This window comes from Cupriavidus sp. 05N38 (assembly GCF_056397345.1).
This window is the reverse complement of sequence record NZ_JBFTNF010000029.1, coordinates 138387-156842: the sequence shown is the minus strand read 5'-3', so window position 1 is coordinate 156842 and position 18456 is coordinate 138387. Positions and strand designations below refer to the sequence as shown.

Annotated in this window: 18 protein-coding genes; 8 read left to right on the top strand and 10 right to left on the bottom strand. The window is 64.5% G+C overall.

From position 1 onward, the window contains the following. Window positions 1–59: 59 nt before the first annotated feature. Both tig and mnmC read right to left on the bottom strand, forming a co-directional pair. A complete protein-coding gene (tig, locus tag AC1DK4_RS21255; protein ID WP_477131767.1) occupies window positions 60–1418 on the bottom strand; it encodes a trigger factor in 1359 nt (452 codons plus the stop codon). Window positions 1419–1646: 228 nt separating this feature from the next. Next, on the bottom strand, window positions 1647–3683 hold the full coding sequence (mnmC, locus tag AC1DK4_RS21250) for a bifunctional tRNA (5-methylaminomethyl-2-thiouridine)(34)-methyltransferase MnmC2/FAD-dependent 5-carboxymethylaminomethyl-2-thiouridine(34) oxidoreductase MnmC1 (RefSeq protein ID WP_477131766.1): 2037 nt from the start codon (window positions 3681–3683) through the stop codon (window positions 1647–1649). Between the two features lie 154 nt (window positions 3684–3837). Here mnmC and AC1DK4_RS21245 point away from each other — a divergent pair, with 154 nt between their 5' ends. From AC1DK4_RS21245 to dinB, 3 genes are all read left to right on the top strand, one after another. After that, window positions 3838–4695, top strand: a complete 858-nt coding sequence (locus AC1DK4_RS21245; RefSeq protein WP_441615824.1) for a 23S rRNA (adenine(2030)-N(6))-methyltransferase RlmJ — start codon at window positions 3838–3840, stop codon at window positions 4693–4695. Between the two features lie 375 nt (window positions 4696–5070). Next, entirely contained in the window at window positions 5071–5562 is a 492-nt protein-coding gene (locus AC1DK4_RS21240) for a hypothetical protein (protein ID WP_441615826.1), read from the top strand. Window positions 5563–5852: 290 nt separating this feature from the next. Then, window positions 5853–7016 carry a DNA polymerase IV gene (dinB, locus tag AC1DK4_RS21235; RefSeq protein ID WP_441615828.1) on the top strand — a complete coding sequence of 388 codons (1164 nt, stop codon included), beginning with the start codon at window positions 5853–5855 and terminating at the stop codon, window positions 7014–7016. Between the two features lie 33 nt (window positions 7017–7049). Here dinB and AC1DK4_RS21230 read toward each other — a convergent pair whose 3' ends face one another. Further along, complete coding sequence (locus tag AC1DK4_RS21230) at window positions 7050–7322, bottom strand: hypothetical protein (RefSeq protein WP_441615829.1); 273 nt, start codon at window positions 7320–7322, stop codon at window positions 7050–7052. A 399-nt stretch (window positions 7323–7721) separates the two neighbouring features. On the opposite strand from AC1DK4_RS21230, the gene AC1DK4_RS21225 reads away from it, so the two are divergent. Beyond that, entirely contained in the window at window positions 7722–8891 is a 1170-nt protein-coding gene (locus AC1DK4_RS21225; protein ID WP_441615831.1) for a hypothetical protein, read from the top strand. Window positions 8892–8991: 100 nt separating this feature from the next. Here AC1DK4_RS21225 and AC1DK4_RS21220 read toward each other — a convergent pair whose 3' ends face one another. Beyond that, entirely contained in the window at window positions 8992–9828 is an 837-nt protein-coding gene (locus AC1DK4_RS21220) for a hypothetical protein (protein WP_441615833.1), read from the bottom strand. Between the two features lie 343 nt (window positions 9829–10171). On the opposite strand from AC1DK4_RS21220, the gene AC1DK4_RS21215 reads away from it, so the two are divergent. Then, window positions 10172–10363 carry a hypothetical protein gene (locus tag AC1DK4_RS21215; protein WP_477131765.1) on the top strand — a complete coding sequence of 64 codons (192 nt, stop codon included), beginning with the start codon at window positions 10172–10174 and terminating at the stop codon, window positions 10361–10363. Between the two features lie 97 nt (window positions 10364–10460). Here the strand turns inward: AC1DK4_RS21215 and AC1DK4_RS21210 are convergent, their stop codons facing one another. From AC1DK4_RS21210 to AC1DK4_RS21195, 4 genes are all read right to left on the bottom strand, one after another. Then, window positions 10461–11318 carry a hypothetical protein gene (locus AC1DK4_RS21210; protein WP_441615836.1) on the bottom strand — a complete coding sequence of 286 codons (858 nt, stop codon included), beginning with the start codon at window positions 11316–11318 and terminating at the stop codon, window positions 10461–10463. A gap of 549 nt (window positions 11319–11867) precedes the next feature. Next, entirely contained in the window at window positions 11868–12209 is a 342-nt protein-coding gene (locus AC1DK4_RS21205; protein ID WP_441615838.1) for a hypothetical protein, read from the bottom strand. Window positions 12210–12330: 121 nt separating this feature from the next. Further along, entirely contained in the window at window positions 12331–12462 is a 132-nt protein-coding gene (locus AC1DK4_RS21200) for a hypothetical protein (protein ID WP_441615840.1), read from the bottom strand. Window positions 12463–12580: 118 nt separating this feature from the next. Continuing rightward, window positions 12581–14548: an APC family permease gene (locus AC1DK4_RS21195; RefSeq protein ID WP_477131764.1), complete on the bottom strand. Its 1968-nt coding sequence runs from the start codon at window positions 14546–14548 to the stop codon at window positions 12581–12583. Between the two features lie 277 nt (window positions 14549–14825). Here AC1DK4_RS21195 and AC1DK4_RS21190 point away from each other — a divergent pair, with 277 nt between their 5' ends. After that, window positions 14826–15347 (top strand): universal stress protein, encoded by a 522-nt coding sequence (locus AC1DK4_RS21190; protein WP_441615844.1) that lies wholly within the window; start codon window positions 14826–14828, stop codon window positions 15345–15347. 216 nt (window positions 15348–15563) lie between these two features. Here AC1DK4_RS21190 and AC1DK4_RS21185 read toward each other — a convergent pair whose 3' ends face one another. Continuing rightward, a complete protein-coding gene (locus AC1DK4_RS21185) occupies window positions 15564–15749 on the bottom strand; it encodes a hypothetical protein (protein WP_441615846.1) in 186 nt (61 codons plus the stop codon). Window positions 15750–15785: 36 nt separating this feature from the next. On the opposite strand from AC1DK4_RS21185, the gene AC1DK4_RS21180 reads away from it, so the two are divergent. Beyond that, entirely contained in the window at window positions 15786–16037 is a 252-nt protein-coding gene (locus AC1DK4_RS21180) for a hypothetical protein (protein WP_441615848.1), read from the top strand. Window positions 16038–16274: 237 nt separating this feature from the next. After that, entirely contained in the window at window positions 16275–16748 is a 474-nt protein-coding gene (locus AC1DK4_RS21175) for a VOC family protein (protein ID WP_441615849.1), read from the top strand. A gap of 99 nt (window positions 16749–16847) precedes the next feature. Here the strand turns inward: AC1DK4_RS21175 and AC1DK4_RS21170 are convergent, their stop codons facing one another. Next, window positions 16848–18365, bottom strand: a complete 1518-nt coding sequence (locus AC1DK4_RS21170; protein WP_441615851.1) for a CoA-acylating methylmalonate-semialdehyde dehydrogenase — start codon at window positions 18363–18365, stop codon at window positions 16848–16850. Window positions 18366–18456 lie beyond the last annotated feature (91 nt).

Genomic DNA, 18456 nt, shown 5'->3' with positions numbered 1-18456 from the left:
AGAGACAAGGCCGCGGCCGGTGCGCACGCTGGAAGCGGCGCGCCGGCCATGGGCCAGGCTCAGGCCTGCTGGGGCTGGTTGCCTTCGGCAGTCAGTTCCTCGAAGGACACCGTCTTGTCGGTGACCTTGGCCTTGTCGCACACGAAATTTACCACGTTGTTTTCCAGCACGTAGGCCTCCATCTCGGCCAGGCGCTGCTGGTCGCCGTAGTACCAGCGCATGACTTCCTTCGGGTCTTCGTAGCTCTTCGCGAAGTCCTCGATCTCGGCCTTGATCTGGTCAGCCTTGGCGTCCAGGCCGTGGGCCTTGACGATCTCGGCCAGGATCAGGCCCAGCTTGACGCGGCGCTCGGCCTGCTGGGTGAACATCTCGGCCGGAATCGGCATGTCCTTGGCGTTCGGCATGCCGCGTTGTTCCAGGTCGCGGCGGGCCATTTCGACCAGGCGCTCCTGGTCTTGCTCGACCAGTGCCTTGGGCACGTCCAGCTCGCTGGCCTTGAGCAGCGCGTCCATCACCTGGTCCTTGAGCATGGCGTGGGTGCGGCGCTTGACTTCACGCTCCAGGTTTTCGCGGATGTCGGCACGCATCTTCTCGACGCTGCCGTCGGCGATGCCGAGCGTCTTGGCGAACTCGTCATTGACTTCCGGCAGGTGCGCCCACTCGATCTTCTTCAGCGTGACGGTGAACTCGGCGGTCTTGCCGGCCACTTCCTTGCCGTGGTAGTCCTCGGGGAAAGCCAGCGGGAAGGTCTTGCTTTCGCCGACCTTCAGGCCCAGCGCAGCAGCCTCGAACTCGGGCAGCATGCGGCCTTCGCCCAGCACGAAGGCGAAGTCGTCCGCCTTGCCGCCGGGGAATTCGACGCCGTCGATCTTGCCGATGAAGTCCAGCGTGACGCGGTCGCCGTTCTGGGCCGCCACTTCGCCGCCGCCGTCGCCGTGCTCGCCGGCTTCGCCGCGGGTGTGGTAGTGCACGCGCTGCTTGCGCAGGATGTCGATGGTCTTGTCGACTTCGGCATCGGYGATGTCGGTCTTGGTGCGGGTCACTTCGGCRKYCGMCAGGTCACCGAKCTTGACTTCCGGGTACACCTCGAAGGTGGCGTCGAAGGCCACCTGGTCTTCGGCGATGCCGTCGGTCTTGACTTCGAACTTGGGCTGGCCAGCGACCTTGACGTCCTGTTCCTTGGTGAGGTCGAAGAACTTGCGGGCAGCCTTGTCGTAGCGCACTTCGAACTCGACTTGCTGGCCGTATTGCTTTTCGACCATCTTCATCGGCACCTTGCCGGGACGGAAACCGGACATCTTCACCGTCTTCGACAGGCGAACCAGACGTTCCAGCTTTTCCTTTTCGACTTCGGCCTTGGGAATGGCCAGGGTCACCTTGCGGTCCAGTTTGCCAAGGTTTTCAATGACATTCGACATGGTCGTTGATCCAATCCAGAGATGTTGTTGTGTTCGTAAGCGCACTCCGCTCGCGTGCCCGGCATCACTTGGGCAATGCGCAGCGGCGAGCGCCGGTGCCAGTGCGAAGCTCTGCATGAAAACCGCCGGCACGCGCTGAGAACCGCGCCCCGGGAGCTTCCGGGCATAGGCCCCGCGCAAACGGAAAACGGGGATTATCGCACGGTTTTCGTTCGGTTCCGGCAGTTTTTACCCGGTAACGGGCTCGGAACCGCGCGTGCAGCCCGCGCCGGCGTCCGCCGCCAGCCCTTGCCGCAAGGCGCGAACCAGCAGCCGCGCCGGATCGACGGCCTCGGYCAGCTCGAGTTCGAGCGGCAATGGCTCCCCCTCGATCTGGCTGGCCAGCAATTCCGCCCCCAGTGCGGCCCATGTGAGGCCACGCGAGCCATATGCAAGGGCCGCATAGAGACCGGGCAGGCGCGGCACGTCGCGCAGGCGCGCGCCGCGCAAGGCGGATGCGTCGCGCGCAGCCCGGGCCTCGTCGGCAATGCGCCCGATCAGCGGCAGGCGATTGTGCGAAACGCTGCGCACGCCGACATAGCCCGCAAGCGCAGCCGGATCGAGCGCGGCCGCGGCCCCGGCCAGCCCGGGCAGCAGGACACCGAGCTTGGCCAGGTTCTCGGCATGCACTTCGGTGCGCTCGCGCAGATCGCCGGCATCCTCGCCGGCAGGTTCATAACTCGATCCGAAGCGCGCGCTCCCGTCCCCGGCGCGTGGCAGCAGGTAGCCGGTCCCGGTCACCACGCAGTCGGGCCAGGTGCCGAGCTGCGCCACCTGCGCCGGCGCGAGCGTGGTCAGCTGGCCGCGCACCCGGTCGATCGTCATATGGCGCAGCGGCAGCAGGCGCAGCGCCTCGTGGGCGTTGGCGAGCACCACCACCGGCGCCCGCGCCAATACCGCGCCGGCCTCGTCGAGGGCCTGCCAGCCATCGCCCTCGCGCGCCAGCCGCGCCACGCGGCAGCCGAAGCGCGGCGCCACCGCCGCGCCGGCTCGCGCCAGCTGCGCGCCGCAGATATCGGGCGGCGCCGCCCAGCCGCCCTGCTCGAACCATAGCCCGCCCAGGGGCACCCCCGCGCCATGCCGGCGCGCGGCCTCCCCGGCGGGCATCCAGCGCGCGAACGCCTCGGGAAACCCGAGCGCGGCGAGGGCCGCCTGCTGGATACGCGCATCCTCCGCGTCCGCGCCGGTCTGCAGCACACCGCAGCCGTGCCAGCGCGGTGCGTGCCCTGYCGCGGCCAGCGCCGCCCAGTTGCGCAGCGACTCCAGATTGCCGGCCCGCGACAGCCGCGACAGGATGCTGTCGTCCGAGGAAAGATGCGGATGCATGGCTGCCGCGCGGTGAGCCGAGGTCTGCCGCGCCGGGCCGTCATGCGTGTCGAACAGGGTCACCTGCCAGCCGCGCGCGGCCAGGCGCTCGGTCACCGCGCAGCCAGCCAGCCCGGCACCGATCACGATCGCATGGCGTTCGGGCCAGGCAGCCGGCGCGGGCGGCGGATGCCGGCGCTGGCCGCGTTCGGCGGGGAAGCGCGCCACCGTCATATGCCATTTGCTGCCGTAGCCCGTGGCACGCTTGGCCACGAAGCCGGCCGCCTGCAGTCCGCGCCGGAAAAAGCCGGCCGCGGCGTAGGTCGCCAGCGTGGCCTCCGGCCGTGCAAGGCGCGCCAGCCGCTTCATCAGCTGCGGCTGCCACATCTCCGGATTGCGGTCGGGCGCGAAGCCGTCCAGGTAGAACGCATCGACGCCCGCCACCAGCCGCGGCAGCATGCTGTCGACATCGCCGAAGGCAAGGGTCAGCACCACCGCGCCCTGCTCGAACTCCATCCGGTGCAGGCCCGGAAGCGCGAGCGGCCAGGCCTGGCGCAACTGCGCAGCCAGCGGACCCAGTTCGTCGGCGCCGGGCATCTTCTCGTGCACGGCAGCCAGGCCTTCGCGCGTAAACGGATGCTTCTCGATCGAAACGAAATGCAGCCGCCCGCAGCGCTGTGGATCGGCACGCCAGGCCTGCCACGTGGCCAGGAAATTCAGGCCCAGGCCGAAGCCCGTCTCCAGGATCACGAACTGATCGCGGCCATCCCAGGCCTGCGGCAGATGGTTTCCGGCGAGGAATACGTGGCGGGCCTGTGCGAGCCCGCCCTCGTCGCTGTGATAGACATCGCCATAGCGCGCCGAATAAGGCGGGCCGGTATCGGAAAAGACGGGCTCGGCGGGATCTAAGGCGCGGGACATGAAACGAAGGGACGTCGGCAATGGGAAGGAGAAGCGAGGATCCCGGGAGTACCGCCAGGGCAGGCAGGCGGCACCGGACGCGGGCGATGGTAGCATAGCGCCCTGCGCCGCCGGCCGGCAGCCGCACGCCACATTCCCGCCTTCCCCCCTTCTCATGTTCAGCTACCGTCACGCCTTCCACGCCGGCAACCACGCCGATGTCCTCAAACATGCCATCGTGGTCCAGTTGCTGGAGCAGATGACCCAGAAGGACAAGCCGTTCTGGTACATCGACACGCATGCCGGCGCCGGCCTGTATGCGCTGGACCATGCCTACGCGCAGAAAAAGGGCGAGTTTGAAACGGGCATCGCCCGCCTGTGGCAGGCCGCCGCCGCCAAGCGGCCCATGCCCACGCTACTCGAGGACTACCTGGAACAGGTGCGCACCCTCAATCCCGACGGCAACCTGCGGCACTACCCCGGCTCGCCCTGGCTTGCCTGGCAGATGCTGCGCGAGGCCGACCGCCTGCGCCTGTTCGAGATGCACAGCACGGAGATCCAGGTGCTGCGCGACAACTTCCGGGGCGCCGGCCGCCGCGTCATGCTGTACGACGGCGACGGCTTCACCGGCATCAATGCCATCCTGCCCCCTGCGCCGCGCCGCGCCGTGGTGCTGATCGACCCCTCCTACGAAGACAAGCAGGACTACGCCCGCGTGGTGCGGACCGTACAGGATGGCCTGCAGCGCTTTGCCACCGGCATCTATGCGGTCTGGTACCCCGAAGTGCAACGCCGCGAATCGGTGCAGTTGCCGGTGCAGCTGAAAAAACTGCCGCTCAAGAGCTGGCTGCATGTCTCCCTCACCGTGAAGCAGCCGGTCGCGGGCGGCCTGGGCCTGCACGGCAGCGGCATGTTTATCGTCAACCCGCCGTGGCGCCTCAAGGAAAACCTGGAAGCAGCCATGCCCACCCTGGTCACGCTGCTGGGCCAGGACGCCGGCGCCCGCTTCACGCTCGAAGCCCAGGAAAGCTGAGCCACCGTCCCGCCATTGCCTCCTGCGCCCGTGTGACCCCAACGGCATGGCGGCGGAGCCTGACCCCCTCCCCGCCCGCACTGTGCCGGTGTCAGCACCATGACAAGGGCAGCCGCGCCAAGGCCCGTAGACATTACGCGACATAGGCGCCGGGAAGACCAGATCTAAGCATCTTCTACTTGGCCCGGACGGGGTAAAACCGTACGATCTTTCCCCAAAACCTCGACGCAAGGCTGCCGGCTCAGATGCACCCAAGCGCACGAGGTTGCATCGGCATGGCAGGCCGCCAGGTCAGCGCGGCCACCATGCGCACGGACAGGACCGGAAACCACAGGACCGGCCGCCGGAAATCGATACAAGGGTCAAAGGGGTCATATGAAGACATTGAGCGGAGCCCGCGATGGCTGGGCAACGGACGCCGACACGTCCGACCGGGGTATCTGGAAGAACACCATCGCCGCCGCCAGCCATGCACTGGAAACCGTCGCGCTGATCGAGCACGGTGTCGGCATGACACTGAAATTGCAGCGCAAGGTACGGGACCTGCGCGAACGCCTGCGCACCACCCAGGCCGAACTCGATCGCTATCGCGACCTGCACGCCCATGCGCTCGAAGCGCTGCGCAATGTCGAGCGCCCCGCGCCGGAAGACACCAGCAAGCTCCGCGCCGACGGCGAGGCCCTGCGCATGCGACACCGCGCCTACAAGCTCCTGATCGAACACTACGCGCGCGCCGGGTCGCCCATCGACCTGGCGGTCTTCGCCGCGCAGCGCCGCCAGGTGCTGCAGCACATGCTGTTCCAGCAACGCCGGGGCGTGCCGGCAGCGCAGATCAGCGTCGACGATATCGGATTCCTGCTGCGGTAAGCGCCGCTCCGGCGCAGCCTCGGACCGCTGTCAGCGGGCGGTGGCGAGCCGCGCGCCGGCTGCCGCTGGCCGCTTGTGACAACCGACCGCCGGCCCGGCCGATGTCCGCGCGGGTGGCGCGCACCGTCTTGAGAATCGTCGCATTGCGCTTGCAGGCAAAATGAAAGCGCGTTCGCCGGCGGCATCGATGCCCGGCGCAGAGTTCGATATACTGTATATGCATACAGTTATCGCGACACCCCGCCCCGGCATGGCCGGATGGAGGCGTCGCCAATCCCTGCCAGCCGACAATGCCTTCCGCAACTCGCCGCATCGCCCACCTGGACATGGACGCGTTCTACGCTTCCGTCGAACTCCTGCGGTACCCGGAGCTGCGCGGCATGCCCGTGGTGATCGGCGGCGGACGCAACGCCGTGCCCGAAATCCTGCCGGACGGCAGCCGGCGCTTCGCCCGCCTGCGCGACTACGCCGGCCGCGGCGTCGTCACCACCTCCACCTATGAAGCACGCGCGCTCGGCGTCTTCTCGGCCATGGGCATGATGAAAGCCGCCCAACTCGCGCCCGACGCCATCCTGCTGCCCACCGACTTCGACTCCTACCGGCACTACTCCCGCCTCTTCAAGGCCGCCGTCCACACCTTCACCGACCAGATCGAAGACCGCGGCATCGACGAAATCTACATTGATCTCAGCGAAGTCGCCGGTGAACCGGCCGATCTCGGCGCGCGCATCAAGCAAGCCGTACGTGAAGCCACCCAGTTAAGCTGCTCGATCTGCATCGCCCCCAACAAGCTCCTGGCCAAGATCGGCTCCGAACTGGACAAGCCTGACGGCCTCACCCTGCTCGGCGCCGACGACATCCCCCGTCGCATCTGGCCGCTGCCCGTGCGCAAGGTCAACGGCATTGGCCCCAAGGCGACCGAAAAGCTCGCCGCGCTCGGCATCGCCACCGTCGGCGACCTCGCCAGCGCCGACCTTGGGCTGCTGCAAAGCCACTTCGGCCGCAGCTACTCAGCCTGGCTGGCGGAAATCGCCCAGGGCCAGGACGACCGTCCCGTCGTGGTCAGCTCCGAACCGAAGTCCATGAGCCGCGAAACCACCTTCGAACGCGACCTCCACCCCCGCCAGGACCGCCAGGCCCTCTCCGAAATCTTTACCGCCCTGTGCCAGCGCCTGGCCGAGGACCTCCGCCGCAAGGGGTACGTCGGCCGCACGATCGGGGTAAAGCTGCGCTACGACGACTTCCAGACCGTGACCCGCGACCTGAGCATGCCCGCGCCGACGGCCGACGCCGTATTGCTGCGGCGGGCGGCGACGGAATGCGTGAAGCGTGTCGCGCTGGACCGGAGGATCCGGCTGCTGGGCGTGCGCGTCAGCACCTTGACGATGGCCGGCGGGGAAGATCTTGCCGTGCTCCCGGTGCAGGGCGAGTTGCCGTTCGGGGATGGCGAATAGGCTGGGGACGATGGCGGCGGTGCGTACCCGTACCTAGTCGTAGGTTTCCCAGAAAAAGCCCCGGGCGAGGTCCCGCTCGAACTCGGCAGTCCAGGACGTGCCGCTTGCCGCGGGATAGGACTGGCGAGCGCCGGTCAGGTTGGCCTGGACCGCCACCTTGCGGGGAATGGGACCCACCGCATCCCGGGGAGGGGCCTCCTCATCAAGGACGACCGTGAATTCTTCGCGGGTCCGGCCATGCTTCCTGCAAGCGGCCTCGAAGTCTGCGCGCTCGTCCGCCGGCAATGCTTCGAAGAGCTTTCCCATGACATCCCCCACGACTCGCGCGATGCCAAGTATGCGCCCATTGCGTGCGAGTTCGCGCCGATGCCTGCCCGGGGTGCCCGCGCCCCGGGCCACATGGCCGCGCTTCAGGCGCGCTGGTGTGCCGGACAACTGCCGTTCCTGCCGCCAGGCGATGCGGGGATCCCGGGCGGATTGGCTGGACAGCCGGGACGGCCTGCCGGCCCGGGTCGCCGATGAGCGATTTCCTCCGACTGTCCGACCGGCAAGTACTCGGCAAGTACTCGGCAAGTACTCGGAAAATGGAGAAGTTTCCATTTCATCTTGGGATGTTTCCGCACCATCGAATCACTGCCGCGATGGATTCTGACTTGCCGGCCTCCATGGCTGGCACATACCAATCGGCTGTTTCGCAGAGACTCCATGCTGGAAATAAAATCGTCGGAAACTTCATCAGCGACACCCTTTTCCTTCATCGCCACGGGGCACTGGCTGCGCAAACACTGGATGTGGCTGCTTATCTTTGTGCCCGTCGTCTCAGGCATCTCGTTCTCCATCCTGTTCGCCGCCAGCGAAAATTACAGGAGCGAAGGCTTCCTCAGGGCAAGTCGAAAACTGACGGAGTACAACACCCAGCGCTCCGCATTCGCGGACAAAGGCGCGCTACGCCGCTTTCTCGGCCACGAACAACTGGGAGGTGACGCCAACGGGCAATATCTGGCAAATGCCTTGCAGGAGAGTTTTCTCCGCAAGCACGTGACACCCGTGCTGCCTTATTCAAAAGCGGAACTGGGATATCTCAACAACAGCAAGACGCCCATCGACATGGATATCCTTGGCTTCGCCATCTCCTTTGCCGCGCCATCGCCTGCGCAAGCGACAGCAAGGGTAAGAATCCTGGGAGACTTCCTCAAGGACACCATGCTGCGCCAGGAACTGACGGAGATCGTGCACACGAAGGCCGCCGAGTTCAAGGCCAAGAAGCAGAGAATCGACAACCAGCTCATTTCGAAACGGCTCGAACTCCGCCAGGAAACCGCGCGGATGAAGTCCCTGAAGATCATAGCCGGCAGGTACCCCGGCGCATCGAAGCTCGAATCCAGGCAACTGCTGTCATCCGATGCCGGAAGCTCGAAATATCTGTCGCCGGTGGCGCAGCTTGTCGGAACCGAATCCCTTATCGTCGATCTTCGCACGGCGATCGATTCGCTTGAGCGGGAAGCCGCCCAGAATACGCTGCGCGAAGCATTCTTCGCTCGCGCGGAGGCATCGAGGGACCCTGCCAACTCGGGCAAGGCCATGCTCGCCGTCTACCTTGCGCTGCAGAAAAACATGTTCGACGGCGCCGATCTGAAAGACGACGACATCCGGGAAGTCTTCAACGACATCGGCCTGATCGCAGAGGAACTCCGAACGAAGCACCTCGTCAATACGCACTTCGCCTCGGGGCCAACCGTGCCCGAGCGTCGCGCCGGGCACGGGACGCTGGCGATAGCGGCATTTTCCCTGCTGAGCGGATGCGTCATGACGGGGATGGCGCTTGTCGGTCTTGATTTCGTCAGGCGAACGAATGCCGACGGTATGAACCGATGATGGCGCGGGGTTGGATTCATTGATTGACCGACCGCCAGTTCGTCAGGCAGGAAGAGGCCAGAGACGGCCCGTCGCGAGCAAGCCTCCCCAGCTCGCAGGCCTATTCCTCGAATAGCATGAGGACCATGAACAATGCGTTCACCACCAGCAGGCCGCTCAGGATGAGCGTGGTCACAGGCATGCTGCGGATCCGTCGGTAAATGTCCGGCACGCCCGGGAACCGCTGGCCCAGCCTGCGCGTGAACAAGCAGGCCGAACCCACGCCGAGGATCCCTAGCCATGCCAACCCGCCAAGCGATCCCACGCGGTAGGCAGTCCGCTCTTGCGCGAGAGGCGCCTTGATCCACCTTGGCTCAGCCTCTGAAGGTGCACCGGACATGGGGGCCAGCACGGGCGGTTGCGCACTGGTCTGCGTGTAGATCCGTTGTGGAGGCGCGCTCGGTTCCCGCGTCGATGTCATCGACCACTTCGCCTCACCGCGTCTCGGCCTGCCTCGCGCCGCCTTATCCTCCGGCGTGTCACCCGCAGACGCGGCAAGCGGCTTTTTCGGCTGGACGGTATCTCGTGCTGCCTTCTTCTGGGCAGCATGCTGTTGCCAGCCGGCGAAAAGCTCGTCAAGGCATTTCACCGAACCACATGCATCCCGGGTCTTGCGCCAGGCAGTGATGTCTGCCTTGCGGATAAGACCCGCACGCAACATCCGAAGCTGGCTGGCGTAAATGCGCTCATACCCGATATTGAGCAACGCGTAGTCGCAGATCAGGTTCTCGGCATGCGGACGCTTGTTCGCCCGCTTCAGGCAGTTCTGGCCGCCCGCCATCGCATCCTCGCAATGGACGGAAGCCGCGCGCAGCGACGTCTTGCAGGCGATATCCGACGCCTGCGCACTGAAGGCGAAGAAAAGCCCCAAGGCAATGAGGGCGGCCAGATGGCTCATGAGCCTTTTCATCGTCTTCTCATGGAATTAGAGAATTCGGCGCCGGGATCCTATGCGGATCAGCCCTGTATTCTGCTACCGCGCCTCGCGAATGCGGAGTGCGATACCACACATATCCCGGTGCGCGCTCGGACAAAATGCAGTCCTGAACGGCCACGAGCGTGATCGCGACCATGCTGACGAGGATCCCCGATGACTGCGGAGTTCCGCGGCAGGCCGCCGCCGGCGATGGCCACCTCTGCCGACCTCTGCCGACCTCTGCCGACCTCTGCCGCTAGACTCTCCTGATTCCACCCACTACGCTGAGTTCACGACTGAAGCCGATTCCAGGGAGCCAGAATCCATGACGCCACGACCATTTGCGGTGACCCCGGACACGTACGCGCGCCCGCTCGATGTGGTGGGAGAAACCAGCCATACCGGCAATGCCGCTCAACTCTTTGCGGCGATCGACAAGGATATCCCCGCGGGAGCCCCGGACATTCCCGCGCTGATCGCGATTGCCGGGAAATGCGGAGTGACTGTCGCCGGTTGATGCTCCCGGGGGCGCCACCCTGCTTTCTTGGCATGGCGGCGTTTCCGTTCAGGGCCAGGCCGGGTCAACCCAGGTAAGCGCAGCACTGGCGCACCGGTCACCTGGCGAGGATAAAGATCAGAACGAGTCCGTTCGCAACCAGCAAGCCACTCAGGATAAGGAGCGGCACCGGTATCCTGCGTCTCGGCCGGTAGATGCTTCTGCGTCCGCGCCCGTAGATGCCTGGCGCCCCCGGAAACCGATGGCGCAACCTGCGGTCCCACAGGTAAGCCAGGCCGCCGCAAAAGATCCCCAACCATGCCAGCACGCCAAGCGATCCCCAGCCGCCGGCAGTCCGCTCTTGCCTGGGAGCGACGCTGACTCGATGAGGCTGCGCCACTGGCGGAGCGACAGCGATGGGCGCAAGCACTGCCGGCTGCGAGACCGTCGTGGCAATCACCTGTGGCGGCGCAGTTCGATCCTGCGTCGGCGTCACGACCCAACTCACATTGCCAAGTCTCGGCCTGCTGCGAGCGGACTTGACTGCCGGCGTGCGACGCAACGATGCGGCCAGCGGTTTGCCCGGCTGGGCGACGGCTTGCTCCGGCTGCGTCCTGGCCACGTCCTGCTGCCAATTGGCGAAGGCATCGTCAAGGCACTCCACCGACGTACAAGCATCCCGGTTCCTGCGCCACGCAAGAACACCTTCATGCTGGATGGCGCCCGCCAGCAGCATCCGATCCTGGTCTGCGTAGATGCGCTCATACTCGATATTGAGAATCGCGTAGTCACAGATCAGACTCTCGCCTCGCGGGCGCAGATCTTCCTGGCTCACGCACCGTTGGCCGGCTGCCAGCGGATCCTCCTCGCAGCGGATGAAGTCCGAGCGCAGCATGGTCTTGCAGGCGATTTCCGACGCCTGCACCCCGGCGGCGGAAAAAAGACCCAATGCAATGACGGCGGCCAGATCGCTCACGAGCCTTTTCATCGAGTCTTCCCCAAGGAGGTAGAGAATCCGGCGCTGTGGTCCCGGCGCGGATGCGATTTGTATTTTGCGATGACCTTGCAGGCGCGAGGCGTGCGATACCCCACTTATTCCCGCACGGTTTCGGACAGAGTACCGGCTTGATCCGCCGCTGACCGGGCCTTCATGGATGGCTGACGCGTGTTCGAACCGGGATTATCGCGGGCGGCTGCATGGGCAAATGAAGACCCACCGCGCCCGGGGCTGGACGCCGCTCGAATCGGAGCACCGGCGGGCTTTTTGCTGTTCGTCCTCCGAGTCCTACACTGAGTGTGTGGTCATCCCAAAAGGAGGCGCCATGACAGTAGCTATCGTATTCACCGTTGCAATTGTGCTCTTGTATGTACTCGCGGTGAGGGCCGAATTCTTCCACAAATCCCCTCTCTATCCCGAGCACGCGCACCCTCTCCACTACTGGTGGAATCGATTGATTCACCACAAGCGCTAGACGGCGCCACCCGCCCATCCGGCGGGTTTTTTATCGCCGTACGCGTCGCCCGGCTATGCGGCATCGAGCCGCAGCCAGGCAGGAAAGCGGCCGTCGAACTCCAGCGCCGAAATATCGCCCAGGTGCGAGCAGGCATCGGCTGGCAGAGCGATGCTGAGTTCCTTGTGCCAGACCACGAAGCCGGTGAGCCGGACTACACGCATGCGCTCTTCCCTGGGAACCGGGTATTGAGCGACATGCGTGGGCAAGGGCACCAGCGAAACGCGCCTGCGCACCTCATAGGTGAGCCATCCCGAGGACTCGCGCCGCACCAGCGCCAGGCCTGCCACCTGGTGGTGCAAGTAGAACGCCCGGAGGGCAGAGACGACCAGAATCAGCACCAAAATCTGCAGCATGGGTAGCCTCCCTTCCAGTGCAGCTACAACCATGGCCAGAACCGCTGGCCTCACAGCAAATGTGACAGATCGCACACCTTCCGTGCATCCGGTCTTCTACCGACAACCGCCACGCCTGGGTTCAGTGCCTGCCCAGCAACTGGACACAAAGATAGGCCGCGGCGGGGAGCAGCAAGCAAGCCGCCAGACGCAGGTAGTAGCCCTTGCCGTGGCGCGAATGGACGGAGTGGAAATCGTGGATCAACGGCTTCATGATGGCGCCCCCTTTGCGAATGCAGCGAAGAACCGATCCCCTGTCTGGATTGTAGGTCTCGGTACGCCGTTATGAAGCAAGGGATATGCCGAGTCTCTCAGGTCAGAAATCGGCTACGTCACTGCACGTTCATTGGCAGCAACACCATCTGCTTGCCCTGCAGGTGCAAGCGCTCTTGTATTTCGGCCGGGGTCTGGTTGTGGAGCCACGCTGTCAGGAAGTTGACGTGACGGAAAATCAGCTTGCTGGCAAAACAGACGCTATTGGGATACTCGGTCATCACACTGTCGACCAGCCGCATGAACTCGGCGACGGGATTGGTGCCGAATGCGGCCCGGGAGTCGGCCGCGGCCCCGTGCCGCTGGCACGTAGCCACGTAGTAGCGCAATGCCTCCCCGACGGTCGTCTGAAGGTGGCGCAGCGTTTCCTGCCCCTCGTAGCTCTGGGCATCGACTTCGCCCACGGCGACGAAAATGAAGTTCTTGAAGTGCCCGGGAAACAGTCGTTCCACCCAGAGCAGTGCGTGCATGCTGACGCCGCGATGTTTCCCGACCAGAACGACGGCTGTCGGCTGGGCCGGGTCGACCGGACGGATACGCGCGGGATCGACATGCGGAGGGGCGCCCGCGAACGTCTCGTCGACGCGTGCCAGCTCGGTCCGGGTAGCCGAGTAATGGCGCTTCACCAGCGCGCAGAGCGTGATGACAATACCGGTAACCAGGATGGTGAGCCAGCCACCTGAGGTGAACTTCTCGACCACGGTGATCACGAGTATCGTTGACGTCACGGACAGGCCCAGGAACGACAACCCAAAGCGGACGATCCAGCGCGCTTCGACCCRGTGCCGCCACCAGTAGATGCAAAGGCCGAGCAAGGAAAGGCTGAACGTCAGGAATACGTTGATGCTATAGAGCACCACCAGCAGCGCCACCTTGCCTTGCGTCCAAAGCAGGATCAGTGCGCTCGCCACACCCATCACGATAATCCCGTTCTGTCGTACCAGGCGGGCGGAGAGGTCCCTGAAATGTCGTGGCACCCAGTGATCCGCCGCCATGTTCGACAACACAGCCGGTCCATCAAGAAAGCCCGTCTGCGCGCCGACCAGGAGCAGGCCTGCCTCGAACGCCAGCACTGCCACCAGCAGGGCACCACTGGCAAGTGGCGAGCCTAGCCGGAGGCTGTCGATGATGTGGTTGAAAACCACCGCATTCAAGGTCTGGCCTTCCACGGGCGCGGCGTGCCAAAGCATGTAGAGGAGAATGATCCCGCCTGCCGTAAAGGCCAGGGAAGTTGCCATATAGAACATGGTCCACTTGCCATTCAGCACGCGCGGCTCGGCGAGCATGTTGACGTTGTTGGAGACGGCCTCCAATCCCGTGTACGTACCGCCGCCAAGGGAGAACGCACGCATCAGCAGCGCCATGACGACGACCGGTCCCATCGCGTGCGACATCGTCGATGCCTCGCCCGTTGCGGCCGGAACCACGCTGGCGAGATTGTCGGCATGCGCAACGATGCCATAGGTGATGAGCCCCAGATGCAGGACTACAAAGCCCATGAAGATTGGCAGCATCACCAGGATGGATTCCTTCATGCCGCGGAAATTGAGTGTCGTCATCATGACGACGATGGCAACTTCGGTTGCCAGCTTGTAGTGCTGCGCCGCCAGCGGGAGCAGACTGAAAAAGGCGTCGACGCCGCTCGCCAGCGAAGTGGCCACGGTCAACACGTAGTCCACCAGCAAGGCCGCGCCGGATACCAGGCCCGGGCGCGGCCCCAGCAGCGCGGTGGCGACACGATAGCCGCCACCGCCGGTGGGAAACAGCTCGATGACCTGGTTGTAGCCGACAGCAATGATGAACACCGTGCTGGCAGTCGCCATGGCCAGGAACAGCGCCAGCGGCGTATGGCTTCCAAGCGCCAGGAAGGCTTCCTCCGGGCCGTAACAGGACGACGACAGCCCGTCGGCGCCAAGTCCGACCCAAGCCAGCACAGGGGCGACCGCGATCGCATGGCGCGTCGCCGGCGCGAGCGGATCGAGTGGCTTCCCGGCCAGGTATCCCAACCACCTTGATCGCCCCGCCATAGTCATCCCCCTGCAGGCCACCCCCGTGTAGGGTGGCCTGCACCAGGTTCGTCGATAGTGCCCCCCCGGAAGCGGCACATCCGACCATGTGACTAATGTAGGCGCAGGCGAGAGGGGGAATCATCGCCACGAGAATTTTTATGCCTTTTTTATACGGCGCCGGCGGCTTTTTGATGCCCGCTGTATGTGGCACCGCATAGTCTTGAAGCGTGGGAACCTGAGCCGCGCGTCTCCGCGCGCATCGCCGCCTCAGCCACCATCCAGGGAAGCCATCAAGATGATCAGGATACTTGTGCCGGTAGATGATTCGGAGTGTGCTCTGGCGGCTGTCCGGCATGCAGCCTTTCTTTTCCGGGAGGGAAGCGCGTCGGAGGTCGTACTGCTGAACGTACAGCCCGCCCTTGAACGCAGCCGGGCCGGCGCATTCCATTCACTTGCCGAATTGCGGGAGCTTGAATCCAGGCTGGGAGAGTCCGCACTCTCAAGGGCGATGGAGATTCTCGATGATTCCGATGTGCGATACGTGGCCTTGATCGGGTTGGGCCGCACGGCGAGCACGATTGCCATTGCCGCAGATGCCAACCGTTGTGACGGCATTGTGCTCGGCGTTACGATCTGGTCGCAGTTCAAGGCCTGCTTCGGAGGCGGCATGCCCGCAAAGATCATGCGGCGATCAAGCGTGCCGGTGACCGCCGTCAAGGCCTCCAAGGCGCAGCCCGCAGGGAGCATGCCCGCACAGCCACAACCGCAGCGGACGCACCCTCACCCGCGGCTTGTGGTCTATTCGTCTGCATTCTGAGTGGCCGTTCTGGCTGTTGGCTGAGAGCGTTCATACATGCTCACCGCAGCTTTCCAGGATTTCATCGCGCTCACATGGGCGGGAAAAAGCGAAGAGCGTATCAGGCCAGTGGTGTGTCGTGCGCTCAGCAGTGACAACACCAGGTGCATGACCGTTCCACGCGCACGCGGCACGCTGGCGGCATGGACACCACCGGACTCATCCGCCGCCCAACCGTCAGCCGTTGCCCCTCTCGGCCCAGTCACCGCCAAACGTGCTCTCGGTCGTGGGCCGCGTCTCATCTGATCGCACCTTGCGAAGGCAGAAGTACCCCAAGGCCAGGAATACCCCGACAGCCAATACAGTGGCCACGCCAGCGACGCACGATGCCGCATCGCAACCCGCCTCTTCGTTTTCGGCCATCCTGGTCTCCTTGGACGTTGTCATAGGCAACTGCAAATGGATCTTAGCACCACCGGAGAAGCGGCCATCTCAAGGAGTCCGCGAGCGGGAGAAATACAAGACAACGGCTTCCGAAATCGCCCGGAAAGCCTTGCTGCACAAGGGAAAACGCATGCCATTGGGGTGACGCAGAAAAGTGGCCAAGCAGGACTCTGGCGCAATGAAGCGGAAACGCAAACGCCGAAAATCAAGAGCTTGCGCCACGCATTGGCAATGATGCGGGTAGCTATCCCTCATGGCGTTTCCTGACGCTAACTCCGCCACCCACGGCGAACGCCATACGCTCCACCCGCCTGCCTCGCCATCGCGAGTCCGACAAGGTTGGCGGTGCGAACCATCAACCTACGTCCTATAAATGAAGTTCGATGACCACCGTCGATATGGCACCGTACTCGCCGTACTCGCCAAAATGGGCAGCCGACGTCGGCGTGCCGCGCCAGAGTGGTGCGCCGCTTTCTCACTGATTGGCAAAAGGAGTTAGCCAAGATGGCCAAGAACACGATCTGCCTGTGGTACGAACACGATGCCGAAGAGGCCGCGCGCTTCTACGCCAAGACCTTTCCGCAAAGCAGCCTCGGCGCTGTCCACCGTGCGCCGGCCGACTATCCCGACGGCAAGACGGGCGACGCCCTGACTGTCGAATTCACCGTCGTGGGCGTACCCTGTATCGGTCTCAATGGCGGCCCGCGGTTCAAGCACAGCGAGGCCTTTTCCTTCCAGATCGCGACTGACGATCAGGAAGAGACCGACCGGTACTGGAACGCGATCGTCGGCAATGGCGGGCAGGAAAGCCATTGCGGCTGGTGCAAGGACAAATGGGGCATTAGCTGGCAAATCACCCCGCGCGTGCTGACCGATGCACTCGCCAAGGGTGGCGACGCGGCCAAGCGTGCGTTCGAGGCGATGATGCCGATGAAAAAGATCGACGTCGCCGCCATCGAAGCGGCCGTGCGCGGCTGAGCAATACCGTTCCCATTCGGCTGTCCACTGTGGCCAGCCGAATAATCGCGCATCTCAGCCTCGTCCGGGCCGTGGACCAGCGCAATCGCCTGGGGCGGCTTACTTGGCCACGGGCATCGCGAATTCCGCACCTTTGGCGATGCTGTCTGGCCAGCGCTGCATGACGCTCTTGTAGTGCGTGTAGAAGCGGACGGCCTCCTCGCCGTAGGCGTGATGATCGCCGAACAGCGATCGCTTCCAGCCCCCGAACGAATGCCATGCCGGCGGCACCGGACTCGGCACGTTGATGCCCACCATGCCGATCTGAATCTGCCGGGAAAATGCGCGCGCCGCGCTGCCGTCGGATGTGAAAAGCGATACGCAGTTCCCCAGTTCGTGCGCGTTGACGAGTGCGATCGCACTCGCGAGATCAGGCACGCGGACAACCGACAGGACCGGCCCGAAAATCTCTTCCCGATAGATGCTCATATCAGGCTTCACGTCATCGAAGAGCGAGCCGCCGAGAAAGAAGCCCTCTTCGTGGCCGGCCACGGTATGGCCGCGACCATCGACCACGAGCTTGGCACCTGCCGCGACGCCCGCCTCGATATAGCCCAGCACCTTGGCGCGATGCGCGGCGCTGATGAGCGGCCCCATGTCCAGGTCGGGCTCCATGCCGCCGCCGATCTTGAGCGAGCGCACGCGCGGCGCAAGACGCTCGATCAGCTCGTCGCCAATATGCCCCACCGCCACCGCGACCGAGGTCGCCATGCAGCGCTCGCCGGCCGAGCCATACGACGAGGCAATCAGCGCATCGACCGCTTGATCGAGATTGGCATCGGGCATGACGACCAGATGGTTCTTCGCACTGCCCAGGGCCTGCACGCGCTTGCCGCGCTTCGCGCTTTCGGTGTAGATGTATTCAGCGACCGGCGTCGAGCCGACGACGGATATCGCGGCCACATCGGGGTGCTCGATCAGCGCATCGACGACGGCCTTGTCGCCATGCACGACATTGAAGACGCCTTTGGGAAAGCCCGCCTCGAGGAACAGCTCGGCAAGCCGGATCGATGCCGACGGTGTGCGCTCCGAGGGCTTGAGCACGAAGGTGTTGCCGCACGCGGCCGCCATCACAAACATCCAGCACGGCACCACCATCGGGAAATTGAACGGGGTGACGCCCGCAGCCACACCGAGCGGCTGACGCAGATTCCAGTTGTCGATGCCGCCGCTGATCTGATCGGTGAAATCGGTCTTGAGCAGGTTCGGAATGCCACACGCGAATTCGACGATCTCGATACCGCGCACCACCTCGCCCTTCGCGTCCGAAAACAGCTTGCCGTGGTCGCGCGTAATGAGCTCGGCGAGTTCGTCCTGATGCGCCTCGAGCAGTTCCTTGAACTTGAACATCAGACGAGCGCGCTTCAGCGGCGCGGTTTCGCTCCAGGCCGGGAACGCGGCTTTCGCAGCGGCGACGGCGGCATCGACTTCAGCTGTGCTTGCGACCGGCACGCGGGACGTCACGCGGCCTAGCGCCGGATCGAATACATTGCCGAACCGCCCGCTCGCACCAGCGGCGCGTTCACCGTCGATGAAATGACTCAGCTCGCGCACAGCGCCTTGATTTGCTTCGCTCATACCTTCTCCTATGGGGGGATGCAGGTGCCGCCCGCGCCATGCCTCCTCATGTCTTCGAACATTGGTTTTTCGGCTTCAACGCCGATCGGCC